Annotated in this window: 16 protein-coding genes; 11 read left to right on the top strand and 5 right to left on the bottom strand. The window is 69.2% G+C overall.

Annotated elements, in window-relative coordinates:
• Positions 1 to 9: 9 nt before the first annotated feature.
• The 9 genes from C2U31_RS09605 (at position 10) to C2U31_RS31170 (ending at position 10,872) form a co-directional block, all read left to right on the top strand.
• Complete coding sequence (locus tag C2U31_RS09605; protein ID WP_103272640.1) at positions 10 to 1,662, top strand: AMP-binding protein; 1,653 nt, start codon at positions 10 to 12, stop codon at positions 1,660 to 1,662.
• Positions 1,659 to 2,828, top strand: coding sequence for a thiolase family protein (locus C2U31_RS09600; protein ID WP_103272639.1), 1,170 nt, complete (start codon positions 1,659 to 1,661; stop codon positions 2,826 to 2,828). Before C2U31_RS09605 ends, C2U31_RS09600 begins: the two co-directional genes overlap by 4 nt.
• The gene (locus C2U31_RS09595) at positions 2,825 to 4,066 is read left to right on the top strand and encodes an SDR family NAD(P)-dependent oxidoreductase (RefSeq protein WP_103272638.1); all 1,242 of its coding nucleotides are present in this window, start codon (positions 2,825 to 2,827) and stop codon (positions 4,064 to 4,066) included. The genes C2U31_RS09600 and C2U31_RS09595 overlap by 4 nt, the downstream gene beginning before the upstream one ends.
• A gap of 70 nt (positions 4,067 to 4,136) precedes the next feature.
• Complete coding sequence (locus C2U31_RS09590) at positions 4,137 to 4,916, top strand: cyclase family protein (protein ID WP_103272637.1); 780 nt, start codon at positions 4,137 to 4,139, stop codon at positions 4,914 to 4,916.
• Between the two features lie 163 nt (positions 4,917 to 5,079).
• Complete coding sequence (locus tag C2U31_RS09585; protein ID WP_103272636.1) at positions 5,080 to 5,808, top strand: SDR family NAD(P)-dependent oxidoreductase; 729 nt, start codon at positions 5,080 to 5,082, stop codon at positions 5,806 to 5,808.
• A gap of 186 nt (positions 5,809 to 5,994) precedes the next feature.
• Positions 5,995 to 7,146, top strand: coding sequence for an ABC transporter substrate-binding protein (locus C2U31_RS09580; RefSeq protein ID WP_103272635.1), 1,152 nt, complete (start codon positions 5,995 to 5,997; stop codon positions 7,144 to 7,146).
• A 148-nt stretch (positions 7,147 to 7,294) separates the two neighbouring features.
• Positions 7,295 to 8,332, top strand: coding sequence for a branched-chain amino acid ABC transporter permease (locus C2U31_RS09575; RefSeq protein ID WP_103272634.1), 1,038 nt, complete (start codon positions 7,295 to 7,297; stop codon positions 8,330 to 8,332).
• On the top strand, positions 8,329 to 10,122 hold the full coding sequence (locus tag C2U31_RS09570; protein ID WP_103272633.1) for an ATP-binding cassette domain-containing protein: 1,794 nt from the start codon (positions 8,329 to 8,331) through the stop codon (positions 10,120 to 10,122). The genes C2U31_RS09575 and C2U31_RS09570 overlap by 4 nt, the downstream gene beginning before the upstream one ends.
• A complete protein-coding gene (locus tag C2U31_RS31170) occupies positions 10,123 to 10,872 on the top strand; it encodes an ABC transporter ATP-binding protein (RefSeq protein ID WP_103272632.1) in 750 nt (249 codons plus the stop codon). It abuts the gene before it with no gap.
• Positions 10,873 to 10,935: 63 nt separating this feature from the next.
• On the opposite strand, the gene C2U31_RS09560 is transcribed toward C2U31_RS31170, so the two are convergent.
• Positions 10,936 to 11,871 carry a glycosyltransferase family A protein gene (locus C2U31_RS09560; RefSeq protein ID WP_103272631.1) on the bottom strand — a complete coding sequence of 312 codons (936 nt, stop codon included), beginning with the start codon at positions 11,869 to 11,871 and terminating at the stop codon, positions 10,936 to 10,938.
• A 233-nt stretch (positions 11,872 to 12,104) separates the two neighbouring features.
• On the opposite strand from C2U31_RS09560, the gene C2U31_RS09555 reads away from it, so the two are divergent.
• Complete coding sequence (locus tag C2U31_RS09555) at positions 12,105 to 13,052, top strand: LysR family transcriptional regulator (RefSeq protein WP_103272630.1); 948 nt, start codon at positions 12,105 to 12,107, stop codon at positions 13,050 to 13,052.
• A 181-nt stretch (positions 13,053 to 13,233) separates the two neighbouring features.
• On the opposite strand, the gene C2U31_RS31115 is transcribed toward C2U31_RS09555, so the two are convergent.
• The 4 genes from C2U31_RS31115 to C2U31_RS09540 form a co-directional block, all read right to left on the bottom strand.
• Positions 13,234 to 13,362 carry a hypothetical protein gene (locus C2U31_RS31115; protein WP_006226408.1) on the bottom strand — a complete coding sequence of 43 codons (129 nt, stop codon included), beginning with the start codon at positions 13,360 to 13,362 and terminating at the stop codon, positions 13,234 to 13,236.
• A 222-nt stretch (positions 13,363 to 13,584) separates the two neighbouring features.
• Positions 13,585 to 14,502: a sugar kinase gene (locus tag C2U31_RS09550; protein WP_103272629.1), complete on the bottom strand. Its 918-nt coding sequence runs from the start codon at positions 14,500 to 14,502 to the stop codon at positions 13,585 to 13,587.
• Positions 14,495 to 15,145, bottom strand: a complete 651-nt coding sequence (locus tag C2U31_RS09545; protein WP_103272628.1) for a bifunctional 4-hydroxy-2-oxoglutarate aldolase/2-dehydro-3-deoxy-phosphogluconate aldolase — start codon at positions 15,143 to 15,145, stop codon at positions 14,495 to 14,497. Before C2U31_RS09545 ends, C2U31_RS09550 begins: the two co-directional genes overlap by 8 nt.
• A gap of 37 nt (positions 15,146 to 15,182) precedes the next feature.
• Positions 15,183 to 15,980 carry an IclR family transcriptional regulator gene (locus tag C2U31_RS09540; protein WP_103272627.1) on the bottom strand — a complete coding sequence of 266 codons (798 nt, stop codon included), beginning with the start codon at positions 15,978 to 15,980 and terminating at the stop codon, positions 15,183 to 15,185.
• 215 nt (positions 15,981 to 16,195) lie between these two features.
• On the opposite strand from C2U31_RS09540, the gene uvrA reads away from it, so the two are divergent.
• Complete coding sequence (gene uvrA, locus C2U31_RS09535) at positions 16,196 to 21,967, top strand: excinuclease ABC subunit UvrA (protein ID WP_103272626.1); 5,772 nt, start codon at positions 16,196 to 16,198, stop codon at positions 21,965 to 21,967.
• The last annotated feature ends 5 nt before the right edge of the window (positions 21,968 to 21,972 follow it).

The raw sequence follows: 21,972 nt of genomic DNA, 5'->3' as shown, positions 1-21,972 counted from the left end.
GAGCCGGTCGTGAGCGCGACAGTCCATCAAGCCTTCCGCGACAGCGCGGCCCGCCACGGCGCCCAGCCTTTCCTGTGCATCCTGCCCGAAACGGCCGAGGCCTACGGCATCGCCGCCGGCGAGCTGGCCTATGGCGCGGCCGCCGAGGCCATCGAGACGCTGCGCGCCGCCTATGCGCGCGCCGGCTATGGCCACGGCCACCGCGCCGGCCTGCTGCTTGAAAACCGCCCCGCATTCTTCCTGCACTGGTTCGCGCTCAACGCGCTGGGCGTGTCGGTGGTGCCCATCAATCCCGACCTGCGCGCCGCCGAACTCGAATACCTGACCGGCCACTCCGAAATCGCGCTGGCCGTGGCCCTGCCCGGCCGCCATGCCGAGCTGCTGGCCGCCGCCGCGCGCGCCGGCCGCGAACTGCGCGTGATGGGGCCCGACGACGCGCCCCCCGCCGCGCCCTTCGCCGCGCCGCTGGCCGGCAGCGAGCCGGGCGAGCTGAGCGAATGCGCGCTGCTGTACACGTCCGGCACCACCGGCCGGCCCAAGGGCTGCATCCTGCCCAACCGCTATTTCCTGCACGCCGGCGGCTGGTACGCGCGCATAGGCGGCCTGGCCGCGCTGCGCCCCGGCCAGGAACGCATGCTGACCCCGCTGCCGCTGGTGCACATGAACGCCATGGCCTATTCCGCCATGGCCATGGTGCTGACGGGCGGCTGCCTGATCCCGCTGGACCGCTTCCACCCGCGCAGCTGGTGGGACAGCGTGCGCGACTCGCGCGCCACGGTGCTGCACTACCTGGGCGTGATGCCCGCCATCCTGATGAAGGCCGAGCCCTCGCCCAAGGACGCGCAGCCGGGCATCCGCTTCGGCTTCGGCGCGGGCGTGGACCGCAAGCTGCACGCGCCCTTCGAGGCGCGCTTCGGCTTCCCGCTGCTGGAAGCCTGGGCCATGACCGAGACCGGCGCGGGCGCCGTCATCATCGCCAACAAGGAGCCGCGCCACATCGGCAGCAGCTGCTTCGGCGCCGAGGAAGACGACGTGCAGGTACGCATCGTCACTGACGCGGGCGTCGAGGCCGCCACGGGCGAACCCGGCGAGCTGCTGGTGCGCCACGCCGGCGACGATCCGCGCTACGGTTTCTTCGCCGGCTACCTGAAGGACGCCGCGGCGACGGACGAGGCCTGGGAAGGCGGCTGGTTCCACACCGGCGACATCGTGCGCCGCGAGGCCGACGGCGCACTGCGCTTCGTCGACCGCAAGAAGAACGTGATCCGCCGCAGCGGCGAGAACATCTCGGCCGTGGAAGTCGAAAGCGTGCTGATGCAGCACCCGCTGGTCAAGGCCGTGGCCGTGGCCGCCGTGCCGGACGCGGTGCGCGGCGACGAAGTGCTGGCCTGCGTGGTGCCGGCCGATCCGCTCGCTACCGACGCGGACCGGCAGGAAGCCGCCCGCGCCATCGTGCAATGGAGCCTGGAGCAGCTGGCCTACTACAAGGCGCCCGGCTACGTGGCCTTCGTCGACAGCCTGCCGCTGACCACCACCAACAAGATCCAGCGCGGCGAAATGAAGGCGCTGGCGCCCACGCTGCCCGGCACCGCGCACTGCGTGGACACCTGCGCGATGAAGAAGAAAAGCCCCGAGAATGCCCACGCCGGAGCCGCGCGATGAGCCGCCTCGGCTATGACGGCGTGGTAGCGGCGCTGCCCGTCACCATTCCCTACGAACGCTACAGCACGCATGCCGCGCACTGGTGGCTGGGCCGCGCCCTCGGCGCGCTGATCCGCCAGGCCGGCCTGGCCAAGACCGACGTGGACGGGCTGTGCGTGTCCAGCTTCACGCTGGCGCCCGACAGCGCCGTGGGCCTGGTCCAGCACCTGGGCATGAGCCCGCGCTGGCTGGACCACATTCCCATGGGCGGCGCCAGCGGCGTGGCCGCGCTGCGGCGCGCCGCGCGCGCCGTGCAGGCCGGCGACGCCGAGATCGTGGCCTGCATCGCGGGCGACACCAATCACGTGGACTCGTTCCGCAACACCGTCAGCCAGTTCTCGCGCTTCGCCCAGGACGCCGTGTATCCCTACGGCGCCGGCGGCCCGAACGCCAGCTTCGCGCTGCTGACCGCGCACTACATGCGCGAGTCCGGCGCCACCCGCGAGGACTTCGGCAAGCTCTGCGTGGCTCAGCGCGACAACGCGCTGCGCTACCCGCATGCGCTGATGAAGAAGCCGCTGACGCTGGAACAGTACCTGGGCGCGCGCGTCATCACCGATCCCATCCACCTGTTCGACTGCGTCATGCCCTGCGCCGGCGCCGACGCCTTCCTGGTGATGAGCGAATCGCGCGCGCGGGCGCTCAAGCTGCCCCATGCCCGCATCCTGTCCACCATCGAGCGCCACAACGCCTGGATCGACGACCCGATCCAGACGCGCGGCGGCTGGACCATGGACGTGGACGAGCTGTACGGCATGGCCGGCTGCGCGCCCGCCGACATGGACTTCCTGCAGGCCTATGACGATTACCCGGTCATCAACCTGATGCAGCTGGAAGACCTGGGCTTCTGCGCCAAGAACGAGGGACCGGAATTCGTGCGCCGCCACAGCTTCACCATCGACGGCAGCTTCCCGTTCAACACCAACGGCGGCCAGCTGTCGGTCGGCCAGGCCGGCGCCGCCGGCGGCTACCTGGGCCTGACCGAAGCGCTGCGCCAGCTGACCGGCACGGCCGGCGGCACCCAGGTGGCCGACGCCCGCATCGGCATGGTGAGCGGTTTCGGCATGATCAACTACGACCGCGGGCTGTGCACCGCCGCGGCCATCCTGGCGCGGAGCGACGCATGACCCAGCCCCTGGCCAAGCCTCCCAAGAAAGATCCGGTCGCGCGCACGCGCCAGCCCACGCTGCCGCCCGGCTGGCGCAGCCGCGCCGCGCTGGGCCTGACCGCCGCCGCGGCCGAGGGCCGCTTCGAATTGCAGGTCTGCGCCGATTGCGGCGCGGTCCAGTATCCGCCGCGCGAAGTCTGCGGCGGCTGCCTGTCCGAACAACTGTCCTGGCGCGCGGTGGATCCGTCCGGCACGCTGCTGGTCAGCACCACGCTGCACCATAGCAACGACCTGTATTTCCGTGAGCGCCTGCCCTGGCGCGTGGGCACGGTGCGCATGAGCGCCGGCCCCTCGGTGGTGGCGCACGTGCACCAGGATTGCGCCGACGGCGCGCCGGTGCGGCTGGCGCTCAAGCTCGACCGCAGCGGCCAGGCCGTGATGATCGCCCTGCCAGAAAGGAACACGCCGAACATGGAAGACGACAAGACCCTGCGCGAAACCTCCTGCGACCCCAAGTTCCGCCGCGCCCTGATCACCGACGGCAAGTCGGCGGTCGGCCTGGCGGTGGCGCGCGCGCTGCTGGACGCCGGCTGCCCGATGGTGTTCCTGGGCGACCCGCAGACCTGGCGCCGCGACCCGGCCTACGACGGGCTCGCGGCCGACGGCCGGGTGCAGACGCTGGCGCTGGACGTGACCGACACCGACTCGGTGGACCGCGCGGCGGCCTCCATCGGCGGCAAGGTCGAGATCCTGGTCAACACCGCCGACCTGGAGCGCGAAGGCGGGCTGATGCAGCGCAAGGACGTCAACACCGCACGCGACGCGCTGGACGTGAACGTGCTGGGCATGATGCGCCTGGCGCAGGCCTTCGGCCCCGGCCTGTGCGCGCGCGCCGCCGACGGCGTCAACAGCGCCGCCGCCTGGGTCAACGTGCTGTCCATCTACGCCCACATGAACCTGCCCGCGCGCGGCATGTGGTCCGCCTCGAAGGCGGCCGCGCTGTCGCTGGCCCAGTGCCTGCGCGCCGAGATGCGCGGCGCCGGCGTGCGCGTGCTGAACGTGTTTCCCGGTCCGCTGGACCATGAGTGGGAACAGCGCACCCCGCCACCGCGCGTGGCCCCGGTCACCGTCGCCGCCGCCATCGTCAAGGCCCTGCGCGACGGCGTGGAAGACGTGTACGTGGGCGACGTGGCGCAGGAATTCCGCGCCCGCATGGCCGAGAACCCCAAGGGACTGGAGCGCGAGCTGGGCGCCTGACGCCCGGCCACGCCCCTAAACGCCTCGCGCCCCGCGCGGGACCGAGCAGCAAACAACAAGGAGACGCAGCATGAGCCAGAACATCCTCGCCCAATTCATGACCGAACTGGTCTCCGGCCGCATCCGGCTGGTGGACCTGACCGAGACGCTGACGCCGGAATTCCCCACCATCGTGCTGCCGCCGGAATTCGGCCAGGCCTGGCCGTTCCGCATCGAGGAGATCTCGCGCTACGACGAGCGCGGCCCGGCCTGGTACTGGAACAACTTCTCCTGCTCCGAGCACACCGGCACGCACTTCGACGCGCCGGCGCACTGGATCTCCGGCAAGGACCAGCCCGACAACACGGTCGACACGATTCCGGTGGAGGCCTTCATCGCCAGCGCCTGCGTGATCGACTGTTCGGCCGAGGCGCGCGACAACCCCGACTTCCTGCTGACGATCGATTTCGTCAAGCAATGGGAAGCGAAGCATGGCCGCATCCCGGCGCGCTCCTGGGTGCTGATGCGCACCGACTGGTCCAAGCGCGCCAAGCCCGCCGAGTACCTGAACATGAAGGAAGACGGCGCGCATTCGCCCGGCCCGGACGCGGACGTGGTGCCCTGGCTGATCAAGGAGCGCGACGTGCACGGCTTCGGCACCGAATCGGTCGGCACGGACGCGGGGCAGGCCCAGCACCTGGATCCGCCGTACCCCTGCCACTACTACATGCACGGCAACAACCGCTACGGCCTGCAATGCCTGACCAACCTGGACCAGCTGCCGCCCACGGGCGCCGTGATTTTCTCGGCGCCGCTGAAGATCCGCAGCGGCTCGGGCAGCCCATTGCGCGTCCTGGCCATGGTGGCATGACCCACCCCCGAAGCGCCTGCGGCGCTTCCCCCTCCAGGGGGCGGCGCTGCGGACCGGCAAAGCCGGCTCCGCGCGCCCCCGCTCGCAGCGTCTCAAGACTGAATGAACTCGCTGCCAACACACAGCGCGATCAACAACCGACATGACAGGCAGGAACAACGCCATGAACCAACCTCAAGCAGCCATCGTCACCGGCGGCAGCGCCGGGATCGGCGCCGAGATCTGCCGCGCCATGCTGGACGCCGGCTATGACGTGATTTCCATGGCGCGGCGCGCGGGCGAGATGAGCCATCCGCGCCTGACCCACATGCAGGTGGACCTGCTGGACGAGCAGGCCACGGCCCAGGCCGCCGCCGAGGCGGTGGCGCGCCATCCGGTCAGCCACGTGATCCACAACGCCGGCGTGATCTGGCCCAACCTGCTGCCCGACGTCACGCAACAGGAACTGCACGGACTGACGCAGATCCACCTGGGCGCGGCCATCAGCCTGGTGCAGGCCGCCCTGCCCGGCATGCGCGAACGCGGTTTCGGCCGCATCGTGATGATGTCCTCGCGCGGCGCGCTGGGCCTGCCCACCCGCACCGCCTATTCCGCCACCAAGGCCGGCATGATCGGCATGGCGCGCACCTGGGCGCTGGAGCTGGCGCCGCATGGCATCACCGTCAACGTGGTCGCGCCCGGCCCCATCCAGACCGACATGTTCTACGACGTGATCGAGGCCGGCAGCGAGCGCGAGAAGCAGATCGCCAACGGCATTCCGGTCAAGCGCCTGGGCCGCTCGGACGACGTGGCGCGCGCGGTCATGTTCTTTTCCGATCCGGCCAACAGTTTCATCACCGGACAGACGCTGTACGTCTGCGGCGGCGCCAGCGTCAGTTCGATCACGATCTGAGGCTCGTCGCGCTACGGGTTTTGACGGATAGGTAAGCGCATGCGCCGCGTCTACAGTGCATTGCCTTGCCGTTCGTCCGCCGGCGGCCCGCCGCCGGCGCTGCGCCACCCGCCGCAGTCTCCGCAACACCGGCTGTCCCCAACGGTCAGCCGCAACAAACTCTGCTCCCACTCCGGAGGTTTTGCCATGCTGTCGAAGAAGCTCCCCCTGGCCGCCGCCCTCGCCGCCGCAGCGCTGTTCTCCCTGCCCGCGCTGGCGCAAGTCAAGGTCGGCGTCGTGTCCTCGTCGACCGGCCCCACCGCCCTGGTCGGCATCCCCCAGAAGAACACCGTGCCGCTGCTGCCCAAGAAGATTGGCGACCTGACGGTGGAATACATCTCGCTGGACGACGCCAGCGATTCCACCAACTCGGTCACCGCCTTCAAGAAGCTGATCTCCGAGCAGAACGTGGACGCGCTGATCGGCCCCTCGGGCTCGCCCAACGCCATGGGCGTGATCCAGTTCGCCGCCGAGGCCGGCGTGCCGATGCTGGCGCCGGTGGGCACGGCGGCCGTGGTGCTGCCGATGAATGAACAGAAGAAGTGGGTCTTCAAGACCACGCAGAACGACGACATCATCGCGCGCGCGCTGGTCGACCACATGGCCAAGACCGGCATCAAGACCGTCGGCTTCATCGGCCTGAACGATCCCTATGGCGAAAACTGGCACAAGGTGTTCTCGGCGCTGGCCGCCGAGAAGGGCATCAAGATCACCGCCAACGAACGCTACCTGCGCTTCGACAGCTCGGTCACCGGCCAGGCGCTGAAGATCCTGGCAGCCAAGCCCGACGCGGTGCTGGTGGCCGCCCCCGGCGCGGCCAGCGTGCTACCGCAGACGACGCTGTTCGACCAGGGCTACAAGGGCAAGTTCTACCAGACCCACGGCGCGGCGCTGCCGGACTTCCTGAAGCTGGGCGGCAAGAAGGTGGAAGGCACGATCCTGGCCGCCAGCCTGATGCTGGTGCTGCCGGAAATGCCCGACAACAATCCGTCCAAGAAGGTCGCGGCCGACTACATCGCCGCCTACGAGAAGCTCAACGGCTCCAAGCCCGCCACCTTCGGCGCCAACGTCTACGACGCCGGCCTGCTGCTGGAGAAGGCCATCCCGCAGGCCGAGAAGGCCGGCAAGCCGGGCACCAAGGAGTTCCGTAACGCGCTGCGCGACGCGCTGGAGCAGACCAAGGAGCTGGTGGGCACGCAGGGCGTCTACAACATGACGGCCGCTGACCACAGCGGTTTCGATGATCGCGGCCGCGAGCTGATCACCGTGAAGGACGGTAACTGGACGCTGGTGAAGTAGAAGGCCCCCCCGAAGCGCTCACGCGCTTCCCCCCAGGGGCATGCCTACGGACCGGCGGAGCCGGATCCGTGGCATCCCGATGGGGGGGCACCGTTTTTTTGGTACGAGGGTGGCGTGCCTGCGTGCTTTGTCTTACCCGGAATTCTGCATGAATGCTCAGATCGCCCTGATACTCGGGCAGGACGGCATCACCAATGGCGCGATCTATGCGCTGCTGGCCTTGTCCATCCTGCTGGTGTTTACCGTTACCCGCGTCCTATTCATTCCGCAAGGCGAGTTCGTCGCCTTCGGCGCGCTGACCATGGCCTCGCTGCAGGCCGGCAAGCCGGTGGCGCTGGTGTGGCTGCTGCTGGCCTTCGCGCTGGCCGAAGCCGTCTGTGACCTGCTGGCCTGGCGCAAGCGGCCGGCGCGCATGCGCGTCTGGCGCATCGCCGCCAAGGCGGTCTACCCCCTGATCCTGGCCGCCCTGCTCTACCGGCTGCCGCTGGCGCAGCTGCCGATGGCGGCGCAGGCGCTGCTGACGCTGCTGCTGGTGGTGCCGATGGGGCCGCAGCTGTACCGCCTGTTCTATCAGCCGATCGCGGCCGCCTCCACGCTGGTGCTGCTGATCGTCTCGATCGCCGTGCACCTGGCGCTGGTCGGGCTGGGCCTGCTGGCCTTCGGCGCCGAAGGCGCGCGCACCGCGCCGTTCAGCGACGCCGGGCTGACGCTGGGACCGGTCAACGTCAACAGCCAGGCGCTGTGGGTGGTGGCGGTGTCGGCGCTGCTGATCGTCGTGCTGTACCAGTTCTTCGAGCGTTCCATGTACGGCAAGGCCCTGCGCGCGGCGGCCTTCAACCGGCTGGGCGCGCGCCTGATGGGTATCTCGCCGGTGTTCGCCGGCCGCGCCACCTTCTTCCTGGCGGCGCTGATCGGCACGGTGTCGGGCATCCTGATCGCGCCCATCACCACCATGTATTTCGATTCCGGCTTCATGGTCAGCCTGAAAGGCTTCGTCGGCGCCATCATCGGCGGACTGGTCAGCTATCCGCTGGCCGCCGCGGGCGCGGTGCTGGTGGGCCTGATCGAGGCTTTCTCCTCGTTCTGGGCCAGCGCCTACAAGGAAATCGTCGTGTTCACCCTGATCATTCCCGTGCTGCTCTGGCGCTCGCTCAAGAGCCATCACGTCGAAGAGGAAGAAGAATGAATCCCCGCTTCGTCCTCCTGGCCTTCCTGGCCCTGCTGGCGCTGGCGCCGCCATTCCTGCCGCCGTTCTATGTCACGCTGCTGAACTACATCGGCCTGTACGCGCTGGTGGCGCTGGGCCTGGTGCTGCTGACCGGCGTGGGCGGGCTGACCAGCTTCGGCCAGGCCGCCTTCGTGGGCCTGGGCGCCTACACCACGGCCATCCTGACCACGCGCGCCGACAGCCTGCCGTCCTGGCTGGGCTGGCTTGGCGCCTCGCCCTGGCTGACGCTGCTGGCCGGCCTGCTGCTGACGCTGGTGGTGGCCTGGCTGCTAGGCGCGATCACGCTCAAGCTGTCCGGCCATTTCCTGCCGCTGGGCACCATCGCCTGGGGGCTGTCGCTGTACTTCGCCTTTGGTTCGATGGAAGGCCTGGGCGGACATACCGGCATTCCGGACATTCCCGCCATCTCGCTGTTCGGCAAGGCGCTGGACCAGGGCGAGACCATCTACTACCTGATCTGGGCCTTCCTGCTGCTGGCGGTCTGGTCCACCCGCAATCTGCTGGACTCGCGCGAGGGCCGCGCGATCCGCGCGCTCAAGGGCGGCCGCGTCATGGCCGAGTCGATGGGCGTGGACACGGCCCGCTCGCGCATGGTGATCTTCATCATCGCCGCGCTGCAGGCCTGCGCCTCGGGCTGGCTGTACGCGCACATGCAGCGCTTCGTCAATCCGAATCCGTTCGGCCTGCAGATGGGCATCGAGTACCTGTTCATGACCGTCATCGGCGGCGCGGGCCAGGTATGGGGCGCGCTGGTGGGCGCGGGCGTGTTCACCGTGCTCAAGCAGTGGCTGCAGGACCTGCTGCCCAAGGTGCTGGGCCAGACCGGCAATTTCGAGGTCATCGTGTTCGGCTTCGGCATGGTGCTGCTGCTGCACCGCGCGCGCAGCGGCCTGTGGCCCTTGCTGACGCGCTGGGTGCCGGTGCGCAAGGTCGAGCGCAAGCTGGACCTGGACGCCGCGCCGCTGCCGCGCAAGCCCATGCCGCCGCGCGGCGAGGTGGTGCTCAAGGCGGTGGACGTGACCCGCAAGTTCGGCGGGCTGGTGGCCAACAACGCCATGAACCTGGAGATCCGCGCGGGCGAGATCCTGGCGCTGATCGGCCCCAACGGCGCAGGCAAGAGCACCATGTTCAACCAGATATCCGGCGTGGACACGCCCACCTCGGGCCAGGTCACGCTGCTGGGCCAGCAGGTGGCCGGCGCCGGCGCGCGTCGCATCGCGCGGCTGGGTCTGTCGCGCACCTTCCAGCACGTGCGCCTGCTGGGCCGCATGAGCGTGCTGGAGAACGTGGCGATCGGCGCGCACCTGCGCGGCCATCGCGGCGTCATGCCGGCCGCCTGGCGGCTGGACCGCGCCGAGGAATCGCGCCTCCTGGCCGAGGCCGCGCGCCAGGTCGAACGCGTGGGCCTGGGCCGGCACCTGCATGACGAGGCCGGCTCGCTGGCGCTGGGTCAGCAGCGCATCCTGGAGATCGCGCGGGCGCTGGCTTCGGATCCCTGCATTCTGCTGCTGGACGAACCGGCCGCCGGGCTGCGCTACCAGGAAAAGCGCGAGCTGGCCGAGCTGCTGCGCAAGCTGCGCGCCGAAGGCATGGCGATCCTGCTGGTCGAGCACGACATGGATTTCGTGATGGGCCTGGTGGACCGCGTGGTCGTGATGGACTTCGGCGAGAAGATCGCCGAGGGCCTGCCCGCCGAAATCCAGCACAATCCGGCGGTGCTTGAAGCCTATCTGGGCGGAGTGGAATAAATGGCGGCGAAACTGCTGGAAGTGCAAGGCCTGCGCGTGGCCTACGACAAGATCGAGGCCGTCACGGGCGTGGACCTGGCGGTCGGCCAGGGCCAGATCGTGACCGTGATCGGCCCCAACGGCGCTGGCAAGACCACGCTGCTGTCGGCCATCATGGGCGTGCTGCCCTCGAGCGGACGCATCGTGTTCGACGGCAAGCCGCGCGAGCACGCCGAAATCGAGGAAATGGTCGCGGCCGGCATGAACCTGGTGCCGGAAAAGCGCGAGCTGTTCTCCGAGATGACGGTGGAGGACAACCTGATGCTGGGCGCCTTCGATCGCTACCGGCGCGGCCAGCGCGACCACGACGGCACGCTGGCCGAGGTCTATGACCTGTTCCCGCGCCTGCGCGAACGGCGCGGCCAGCTATCCGGCACGCTGTCCGGCGGCGAACGGCAGATGCTGGCGGTGGGCCGCGCGCTGATGGCCAAGCCCAAGCTGCTGATGCTGGACGAACCCAGCCTGGGCCTGGCGCCGCGCATCGTGCGCGAGGTCTTTCACATCGTCGCGCGCCTGCGCGACATGGGCGTGTCCATCCTGCTCATCGAGCAGAACGCGCGCGCCGCGCTGCAGGTGGCGGACTATGCCTATGTGCTGGAAACCGGCGCGGTGACGCTGGAAGGCCCGGCGGCGCAGGTGGCGCAGGATCCGCGCGTGGTCGAGGTCTATCTGGGGCTGGGGCACGGCGCGGCGGCGCAGGCGCCGGCCTGAAGCGGCGATCCTGGCATCCGCGCGCATGGGTCCCGGCGCCGGCCGCCGGGGAAACGGCTGGCGCTAGGCGATGCCCCGGCGCCGGTCGCGGCGGTACAGCGCGTAACCGAGCGGCCACATCAGCCCCACCATCAGCCGGCCCAGCGGCCGCGTCAGGCGGTAGGCTTGCACGGCCGTGGCCACGCCGGAGTGCTCCAGGTGCAGGCGGAACCGGGTGTAGCGCGCCGCCGCCATGATGAACTCGCGCGGCCGGTAGCGGAAGTATTCAAGATGGTGCTGCAGCATGTCCCAGGCCAGCAGGTACAGGCCCTGGGCATTGCTGCCCACCGCGACCGTGCCGCGGCTCAGGCTGTCCGTGCTGTCGTGGTAGACCCGCACCACCTGGTTGATGAAGCGGCTCAGATAGCCGGCGCGCGAGATCGCCCACCACACCAGGCTTTCCGGCACGAAACCGGCCACGTCCTCGGGGAAGGGAAACTTGCGCAGCACGCTGGTGCGCATGCAGCCGAACTTCTCGCCCTTGATGCGGTGGCGGAAATACACGTCGACGGCGGTGCTGTCGAACACGTCCTGCGGATAGCGGTCGCCGACGACGGAGCCATCGGGCCGGGCGCACAGGCCGGTCACGGCCACGTAGGAGTCGCGGCGCGCGGGCGGGATCGAGTCCCAGACCGACTTGAAGATCTGCAACGCGTCCGGCGGCATTTCGTCGTCGCTGTCCAGCCCGACGATCAGCTCGCCGCGCGCCTCGCGCACGCCGCGGTTGAACGCCGTTTTCTTGTGCTGGTTGTTTTGCCAGACATAGCGGATGGGAAACGCCGCGCGCGCCTGCCAGGCCAGCACCGAGGCGTGCGTGTTGTCCGTGGAGCCATCATCCACCACAACCCATTCGAAGTCCTTGAAGGTCTGCTGACAGAGCGACTCGTACACCCGGTGCAGCGTGCCCGCCCGGTTGTAGGTTGGGGTCAGAATGGTAAAGAACGGTGGTGTGTCGGCCATGCCTGCTATGCCCCTTTGCGATCGTCTGGGAACCGCTGCGGTCTTGATTTTGGTGTCTTCGTTGGTGTTTTCGCCTGAAGTTTAGGGGATATGCGCGTGCCCGCCCATGCCGCGGCATTTGAATTTGCAATCAAATCTGACAAGACGTCGTCTGATCTCCGGCGATCAACCAGGGCTCTCCGATCCGGGCAGCCGGAGTGGCGTAAACTCGGGCGGCAAAAACCGGAACGCCCATGGAAGCCCCGACCGTCCAGCTCAACGACATCGCCCTGTTTGTGGAAGTTGCCAAGCGCAAGAGTTTCAGCCTGGCCGCGCGCGCGCTGGACATGCCCACGTCCACCTTATCCCGCCGCATCAACGAGCTGGAGCGGGCCATCGGGCTGCGCCTGATCAACCGCAACACCCGCCGCCTGGACCTGACCGAGGCCGGCGCGGCCTACATGCGCCGCTGCCAGGGCCTGATCGACGAGGCCCGCCTGGCCCACGAGCAGCTGCTGGCGCTGGCCGGCGGCCCGTCCGGCAACCTGCGCGTGTCCATGCCTTACAGCCTGGCGATCTGGCTGCTGCCCGAGATCATCAACGATTTCACCGAGCGCTATCCGGACATCGAATGCGAGTTCGACCTCAGCATGCTGACCGCCTCGGATACGCAGGGTACGCCCTTCGACATCATGCTGCGCTTCGGCCGCAACTCCGACTACAACCTGCCGCCCACGGGCGAGCAGGGCAATGGCGGCCATAGCGGCGCCGTGGTGCAGGAGCTGGTGCGGCTGGACAACTACCTGTATGCGTCCGACCGCTACCTGGAGCGCCACGGCGAGCCGCTGACGCCGCAGGACCTGAGCGCGCACCAGTGCCTGCGCACCACCATCGACGACGAGCATTCGCACTGGATGCTGCACAACGGCAGCATCAGCGAGATGGTGCCGGTCAGCGGCCACCTGGCCGCCAACAACATGAGCATCGCCGGCACGCTGGCCGGCCTGGACCTGGCCATCACCCGCATGCCCCACTGCCGCGCGCTCGATCCCATCATCAAGCGCAACTCGCTCAAGCGCCTGCTGCCGGGCTGGTCGGTGGACCCGATTTCCATCTACGTCACCTACCCGTCCAGCATCCAGCCGGCCAAGACGCGGGCGTTCATGGATTTCATCCTGCCGATGCTGGGCCCGGCGCAGTAAGCGCTGCGGGCGAGCCCGCTTGCCGGCGGCGCGCCGTCAGCGAGCGCTTACCCTGACCACCGGCCCCTGGCCGGATTGGCGACGCAGAGCGGAAACGACAAAAAACCCGCATGGCTCGCGCCAGGCGGGTTTTTTCAGATCAGGACGCGGACCTAGTCGGCCCCGCGTCTCGCGTCAGAGCTTAGACGCGCTTGATCTTTTCCAGCATCTTGAAGACGCCCTTGGGCGACTTGACGAAGAGGCGCTTGAAAGCCTTGCCCAGGCAACGGCGTTCCAGGGTGTTGCGACGGACGCGCTTGCGTTCTGCCATGTTGATTCTCCTGCGTAGTAGGTTGGCGGGTAGCCGGATTTGCGGGTATCGGATTTGCGAATCAGGCTGCGGCAACCGCAATTGGCACCCAGCCCATCGCCCGCACAACCCAGTCACCATCTAACGACAGGCTGGCGGAAAATTCGGATAACTTGGCATTTTAGCCTGAAATCCGAAAAACACGCCAACCGGCCCTAAAAGAGCCCAAATCCAGGGCGGATCCTACAGTTTCGCCTGGACCTGCTCCGCGCTGGGCAGGGGCTCGACCGCGCCATACCCCAGCGTGGACAGGGCCGCCGCCACATTGGCATAGCGCACCGCGTCCTCCCAGGAATCGCCCTTGCAGCGGCGGGCCAGCAGGCTGCCGGCGAAGCAGTCGCCCGCGCCGGTGGCGTCGACCGCCTCCACCCGCAGCGCCGCCACCGGCTTGCGCCCGTGGCCGTCGTCGATGATGGAGCCGTCCTTGCCCAGCTTGAGCACCACCACCCCGGTGGCGCCGGCGTCGCGGATCCAGTCCAGCGTGCGTTCCGGGTCGTCATTGCCGGTCAGGTGCTGCATGTCGTCCATGCTGGGCAGGAACAGGTCGGCCTGGCGCAGCGCCTCGCGCAGGATGGCGCGGGCGCGGTCCACCGGCCACAGGCGCAGCCGCAGGTTGGAATCCAGGCTGACCTGGACGCCGGCGGCATGGGCGCGCTCGATGGCGGCGAACACGGTATCGCAGGCCGAGGTGCTGATGGCCAGGCTGATGCCCGAGACATGCAGGTAGCGGGCGCGCTCGATCAGCTGGCCCTTGAGACTGGCCGGCGTCATGCGGCTGGCGGCGGAATCGCGCCGCAGGTAGCTGAAGGAATGGCCCTGCGGGCCGTGCTGCACGAAGTACAGGCCGGTATGGGCGTCCGGGTCCACTTCCACGCCGGACGTGTCCACGCCCTCGGCCTTCCACAGTTCCAGCAGCTGGGCGCCGAAGCTGTCCCCGCCCACCCGCGTCAGGTAGGCGCAGCGCGCGCCCTGGCGGGCGGCGGCGATGACGGCGTTGGAGGTGTCGCCGCCGAAGCCCTGCTGGTATTGCGGCTCGCCGGCGCGGGTCTGGTTGAGTTCGACCAGGGGTTCGCCCAGGGCGACGATATCGATATCAGGCATGGGCGGCCTCGCGGGTCTGGATGATCTGCTTGACCAGCGCGGCGGTGTCGCGCGCGGCGAAGGCGGCTTTGTCATAGAGATTGCTGCCGATGCCGACGATGCTGGCCCCGGCGGCGAAATAGGCGCCCATGTTGTCCACCGTCACGCCGCCCGTGGGGCAGAACACCGTGTCCGGGTAGACCGACTTGAGCGCGGCCAGGTGCTTGGGGCCACCTGTGTCGGCGGGGAAGATCTTCACCATATCCACGCCCGCGCGCCGCGCGGCCAGCACCTCGGTGGGCGTGAAGGCGCCCAGCAGGCACAGGGCGCCGGCGGCATGGGCCATGTCCACGGCCTCGGTCGCCAGGGCCGGCGAGACCAGGAAGTCGGCGCCGGCCACCAGCGCCTCGCGCGCCTGGCTTTCGTCCAGCACGGTGCCCACGCCCAGCAGCAGCGCGTCGCCGTGCTTGTCGCGCAGCGCGCGCAGCAGGTCGGTCACGCCCGGGATGGTCCAGGTGAGTTCCAGCGTGGTGCAGCCGGCGGCCACCGCGACCTCGGCCGCATAGGCGGCGGCGGACGCGTCGGTGTAGCGCAGCACGGGCACCACCCTGGCGGCCAGCAGGGCGGCCAGCTTGGAGGCGCGGGAATCGACGGAGGCGTTCATGGGGTTCCTTTGGTGGGAGTTCGGACGGACGCGGCGCTCAGACGGCGCCGGAAGCCGCCGGCAGCATGGCGAGTTTGGCGGCGGCCGCATCGCGCAGCCGCAGCAGGGGATCGATATAGGCGGATTGCGGATCGTCGCGGCGGCGGAACAGCAGCGTGCTGACGCTGACACCGGCCACCGGCCGGCCGCCCGCGTCGCGCAGCGCCACGCCGTAGCAGACGATGCCGGGCTCGTTTTCCTCGTCGTCGACGGCATAGCCGCGCGCGGCGGTCTCGGCCAGCGCGACGCGCAGGGCCGGCAGGCTGGCCAGCGTGGACGGCATGCGCGCTTCCAGCGGCAGTCCGTCCAGCAGCCGTTCGCGCTCGGCCTCGCCCAGCGCGGCAAGATAAGCCTTGCCCACGGCGCTGGAATGCAGGGCCACGCCCGCGCCCACGCGCGACACCATGCGCACCGGACCGGGACTTTCCAGCTTGTCGATATAGACCATCTCGGCGCCGGCGGGCACCGCCAGGTGCACGGTCTCGCCGGTGGCGTCGCGCAGCGCCTGCAGCTCGGGCGCCAGCGCGGCGCGCAGGTCGAACTGGGACCAGGAGCGGCTGGCCAGCTGTAGCAGGCGCGGCCCGAGACGATAGCCGCCGCCGCTTTCCATCAGCATGCCCTGCTCGGCCAGCGCGGCCAGGATCCGGTAGACCGTGGGCCTGGGATAGCCGCAGGCGCGCGCCAGCGCCGCCGCGGTGGGCGGCTGCTGCGCATCGGCCACGGCCTGCAGCACGGTCATGAACTTGGCGAACGCCGCGGCGCCCGCCACCTTGGTCTCCAGCAAGGAATTCCCCATCCATTATCGGGTTATTCGCGTATGCCCAACGCATGACGCACGATTTTCAGACGAATCTGCGATACTGTTTATTTGTACAGTTTGGCGCAGCATGCTGTCCATAATATAGACAGCGTGCTCACGATATAGGCAATTATTCCATATCGCCGCGCCCGGAACCAGCGGCGCCGAGGCCGCCCGGACCAGCCCATTCCTTCAGGCTACGATACCGCCCCATGAGCTCAGAAATCCGCATCGTTGGCGCACGCCAGAACAACCTCAAGAACCTGGACCTGACCATCGCCACGGGCGAACTCGTGGTCGTGACCGGGGTATCCGGCTCGGGCAAAAGCTCGCTGGCCTTCGACACCCTGTACGCCGAGGGCCAGCGCCGCTACGTGGAAACCTTCTCGCCCTATGCGCGCCAGTTCCTGGATCGCATGGACAAGCCGCAGGTGGACCGCATCGAGGGCATCCTGCCGGCCATCGCCATCGACCAGACCAACCCGGTGCGCAGCTCGCGCAGCACGGTCGGCACGATGACCGAGCTGAACGACCACCTGAAGCTGCTGTTCGCGCGCGGCGCGCGCCTGTTCTGCCGGGGTTGCGGCAAGCTGGTGCGGCGCGACACGCCCGACTCGATCTTCCACGCGCTGGCCGAACGCTCGGCCGCCGCCGGCGATCCGCGCCTGGTCGTGACCTTCCCGATCGCGGTGCCGGCCAACTTCACCGAAGAAGAAGTCCGCGGCTTCCTGGAGCAACAGGGCTACACCCGCGTGCACGCCGAGGAAAACGCCGTGCCGCGCGCCGCCGCGCCGGCGAAGAAGGGCAAGGAAAAAGGCAAGGCCGCCAAGGCCGGCGCCGAGGCCCGCCGCATCCTGCACGTGGTGCAGGACCGCTTCCGCTTTTCCGGCGCCGAGCGTGAGCGCGTGATGGAAGCGCTGGACACGGCCCTGCGCATGGGCGCCGGCCACCTGGCCGTGCACGTCATGGACGACGAGGGCCAGGACGCCCAGGTCTGGAAGTACAGCGACCGCCTGCACTGCGCCGACTGCGATATCGAATACACCGATCCGCTGCCCAGCAGCTTCTCGTTCAATTCGCCGCTGGGCGCCTGCGAATCCTGCCGTGGCTTCGGCCGCGTCATCGGCATCGACTTCGGCCTGGTGATCCCGGACGAGACCAAGACCCTGCTCGAAGGCGCCATCAAGCCCTGGACCACGCCGTCCTACAAGGAATGCCAGGACGACCTGCAGAAGTACGCGCCGCGCGCCGGCGTGCCGCTGGGCGTGCCCTGGAAGGACATGAAGCCCGAGCACAAGCACTGGGTGCTGCACGGCACGCCCGACTGGAAGGGCGGCAACGACGCCTGGAAGCACCAGTGGTACGGCGTGCAGCGCTTCTTCGACTGGCTCGAAACCAAGGCCTACAAGATGCACGTGCGCGTGCTGCTGTCCAAGTACCGCAGCTACACGCCCTGCCCCGCCTGCAATGGCGCGCGCCTGAAGCCGGACGCGCTGCTCTGGCGCCTGGGCACGAAGGAAGAAGCCGACGCCGTGCTGCCGCCCGACGATGGCCGCTACCGCCGCTTCATGCCGGTGGGCGCGAGCTGGACGCGCGAACAGCTGGACGCGCTGGACGGCCTGTCGGTGCATGACGTGATGCTGCTGCCGATCGAGCGCGTGCGCCTGTTCTTCGACAAGCTGTCCTTCACCGGCGCGCTGGACGCCGCCACCGACCTGCTCATGACCGAGGTGCGCGCGCGCCTGAAGTTCCTGTGCGACGTGGGCCTGGGCTACCTGACGCTGGACCGCCAGAGCCGCACGCTGTCCGGCGGCGAGGTGCAGCGCATCAACCTGACCACGGCGCTGGGCACCTCGCTGGTGAACACGCTGTTCGTACTGGACGAGCCGTCCATCGGCCTGCACCCGCGCGACATGCACCGCGTGGTCGAGGTCATGCACCGGCTGCGCAACGCCGGCAACACGCTGGTGGTGGTCGAGCACGACCCGCAGGTCATGGTGGCCGCCGACCGCGTCATCGACATCGGCCCCGGCCCCGGCGAACGCGGCGGCCGCATCGTCTTCGACGGCACGCCCGCCGCGCTGCGCGCCGCGCCCACCCTGACCGGCGACTATCTCGGCAGCCGCCTGCGCGTCGAGGCGCCGCGCCCCATGCCGGTGGCGGCCAACACGCCGCGCCTGATCCTGGAAGGCGTCAGCGCGCACAACCTGAAGAACGTCTCGGTCGAGCTGCCGCTGGGCCGGCTGGTCTGCGTGACCGGCGTGTCCGGATCGGGCAAGTCCACGCTGGTGCAGGACGTGCTCTACCCCGCCCTGCTCAAGCAGAAGGGCAAGCCGACCGAGGCGCCCGGCGCCTTCCAGCGCCTGCTGGGCGCCGAGCAGATCGCCGACGTGGTCATGGTGGACCAGACCCCCATCGGCAAGACCGCCCGCTCCAACCCGGCCAGCTATGTCGGCGCCTTCGACGCGATCCGCAAGCTGTTCGCGCAGGCGCCGCTGGCGCGCGAGCGCGGCTACACCGCCGGCACCTTCAGCTTCAACGGCGGCGACGGCCGCTGCCCGACCTGCGGCGGCACCGGCTTCGAGCACGTGGAAATGCAGTTCCTGTCGGACGTCTACCTGCGCTGCCCCGACTGCGACGGCAAGCGCTTCCGCCCCGAGGTGCTGGAAGTGCGCGTCGAGCACCTGGGCAAGAGCGCGTCCATCGACGAAGTGCTGGAAATGACGGTCAGCGAGGCGCTGGACTTCTTCAAGGGCCTGCGCGACGTGCAGACCGGGCTGGCGCCGCTGGGCGACGTGGGCCTGGAATACGTGCGCCTGGGCCAGCCCGTGCCGACGCTGTCCGGCGGCGAGGCGCAGCGCCTGAAGCTGGCCGGCCACCTGGCCGAGGCCGCGCGCAGCGGCATCTCCACCGCCAAGGTCGCCAAGAAGGGCAGCCTGTTCCTGTTCGACGAACCCACCACCGGCCTGCACTTCGATGACGTGGCGCGGCTGATGCGCGCCTTCCGCAAGCTGCTGGCCGCCGGCCACACGCTGCTGGTGATCGAGCACAACCTGGACGTGATCCGCGCAGCCGACTGGCTGATCGACCTGGGCCCCGAAGGCGGCGACGCCGGCGGCCTGGTGATCGGCGCCGGCACGCCGCAGGACCTGATGGACAACCCCAAGTCGCATACCGGCGCGGCGCTGCGCGACTATGAAACCAGCATCCTGCCGACCCCGGTCGCCGACGTGGTCGTGTCCAGCGACATCGACGCGCAGGAAGCCGAACAAGCCGGCCTGAGCGCGCGCATCGCCGAGCCGGATGCGCCCTATGGCGCCGGCGACGGCACGCCGCTGCAATCGCTGATGCGCGCGCGCCGCCAGAGCGCCATGTCCATCGAGATCCGCAACGCGCGCGAGCACAACCTGAAGAACGTCAACGTCGAGATCCCGCGCGACAAGTTCACCGTGATCACCGGCGTGTCCGGCTCGGGCAAGTCCACGCTGGCCTTCGACATCCTCTTCAACGAAGGCCAGCGCCGCTACCTGGAATCGCTCAACGCCTACGCCCGCGCCATCGTGCAGCCTGCCGGCAAGCCCGACGTGGACGCCATCTTCGGCATCCCGCCCACGGTCGCCATCGAGCAGCGCACCAGCCGCGGCGGACGCAAGTCCACCGTGGCCACGATGACCGAGATCCATCACTTCCTGCGCCTGCTCTACGTCAAGCTCGGCACGCAGTACTGCCCCGACTGCAATGTCGCCGTCGAGCCCCAGAACACCGACCAGATCGTGGCCCGCCTGCTGCGCGAGCGCAAGGGCGAGCACATCGGCCTCCTGGCCCCGCTGGTCACCGCGCGCAAGGGCTACTACACCGACCTGGCCAAGTGGGCCGGCGCGCGCGGCCACTCGCACCTGCGCGTCGACGGTCAGTTCATTCCCGTGGCGCCGTGGCCGCGCCTGGATCGTTACAAGGAACACACCATCGAGCTGCCGGTGGCGGACGTGGTGGTCGATCCGGCCAACGAGGCCGAGCTGCGCGCCGCGGTCAAGAGCGCGCTGGAGAACGGCCAGGGCGTGATGTCCGTGGTCTGGCCGGTGAACAAGCTGCACGAGGCGCTGGACAGCGACCTGCAGCAACAGCACTTCTCGGTCAAGCGCGCCTGCCCGTCCTGCGGCATCAGCTTCCCCGAACCCGATCCGCGCCTGTTCTCGTACAACTCCAAGCACGGCTGGTGCACCGGCTGCTTCGGCACCGGCCTGCAACTGCAGGGCTTTGACGAGGAACAGACCGGCGAGGAAACCGCCTGGAACGCCTGGTACGAAGGCGAGGCCAAGGTCTGCACGCAGTGCGATGGCCAGCGCCTGAACCGCGTCGCCCGCGCCGTGCGCTGGCGCGACAAGTCGATCGCCGAACTGGCCTCGCTGCCGGTGTCGGACGCGCACACCTTCTTCACCGGGCTGGTGGCGCGCGGCCGCGAGGGCGAGATCGCCCGCGACATCCTCACCGAGATCCGCGGCCGCCTGAACTTCATGCAGGAAGTCGGCCTGAACTACCTGGCGCTGGACCGCGCCGCACCCACGCTGTCCGGCGGCGAGGCGCAGCGCATCCGGCTGGCCGCGCAGCTGGGCTCGAACCTGCAGGGCGTGTGCTATGTGCTGGACGAGCCCACCATCGGCCTGCACCCGCGCGACAACCGCATCCTGCTGGACGCGCTGGCGCGGCTGGAAGGCAACGGCAACACGCTGGTGGTGGTCGAGCATGACGACGACACCATCCGCCGCGCCTCGCACATCATCGACATCGGCCCCGGCGCCGGCGTGCGCGGCGGCCGCGTGGTGGCCCAGGGCAGCGCCCAGGACCTGATCGACGCCCCCGAATCCGTCACCGGCCGCTACCTGGCCCAGCCGCTCAAGCACCCGCTGCAGGGCCGCCGCCCGGTCGAGGCCGACACGCCCATGATCCAGATCCGCGGCGCGCGCCTGCACAACCTGCGCCATGTCGACGCGCAGATCCCGGTGGGCCGGCTGAGCGTGGTGACGGGCGTGTCCGGCTCGGGCAAGTCCACGCTGGCGCGCGAAGTGCTGCTGGACAACCTGATGCAGGCCGTCTCGCAGGGCAAGGCGCCCGGCTGGGCCGGCTGCGACAGCATCACCGGCTGGGAAGCCATCGACCGCGTGCTGGAAGTGGACCAGACGCCTATCGGCAAGACGCCGCGCTCCTGCCCCGCCACCTACGTGGGCTTCTGGGACGACGTGCGCAAGCAGTTCGCCGACACGCGCGAGGCCCGCATGCGCGGCTGGACCTCGGCGCGCTTCTCTTTCAACACCGGCGACGGCCGCTGCCCGATCTGCGAGGGCCAGGGCATGCGCACCATCGAGATGAACTTCCTGCCGGACGTGAAGGTACCCTGCGACGCCTGCAACGGCGCGCGCTTCAACCAGGACACGCTGAGCGTGCAGATGCGCGGCAAGAACGCCGGCGAACTGCTGTCCATGGAAGTGGACGACGCCATCGGCTACTTCGCCGCCCATCCCAAGATCCACCGACCGCTGCAGCTGATGCAGGACGTGGGCCTGGGCTACCTGACGCTGGGCCAGCCCTCGCCCACGCTGTCCGGCGGTGAGGCGCAGCGCATCAAGCTGGTGACCGAGCTGTCCAAGGCCCGCCTGACCGACGGCCTGATCAAGACCGGCCGCGCCTCGCGCATCCCGCACACGCTGTACGTGCTGGACGAGCCGACGGTCGGCCTGTCGATGGCGGACGTGGAGAAACTGATCCACGTGCTGCACCGGCTGGTCGAGGCGGGCAACACCGTGGTCGTGATCGAGCACAACCTGGACGTGATCGCCGAGGCCGACTGGCTGCTGGACCTGGGCCCCGAGGGCGGCACCGGCGGCGGCCAGCTGGTCGCCCAGGGTTCGCCGGAACACGTGATGACCCTGAAGGACAAGTCCCACACCGGCCGCGTCCTGACGGAATTCCTGGCTCATCAGCAATAGGCAAG

This window comes from Achromobacter sp. AONIH1, assembly GCF_002902905.1.
Lineage (GTDB): Bacteria > Pseudomonadota > Gammaproteobacteria > Burkholderiales > Burkholderiaceae_B > Achromobacter.
This window is presented reverse-complemented; position numbering and strand designations above follow the sequence as displayed.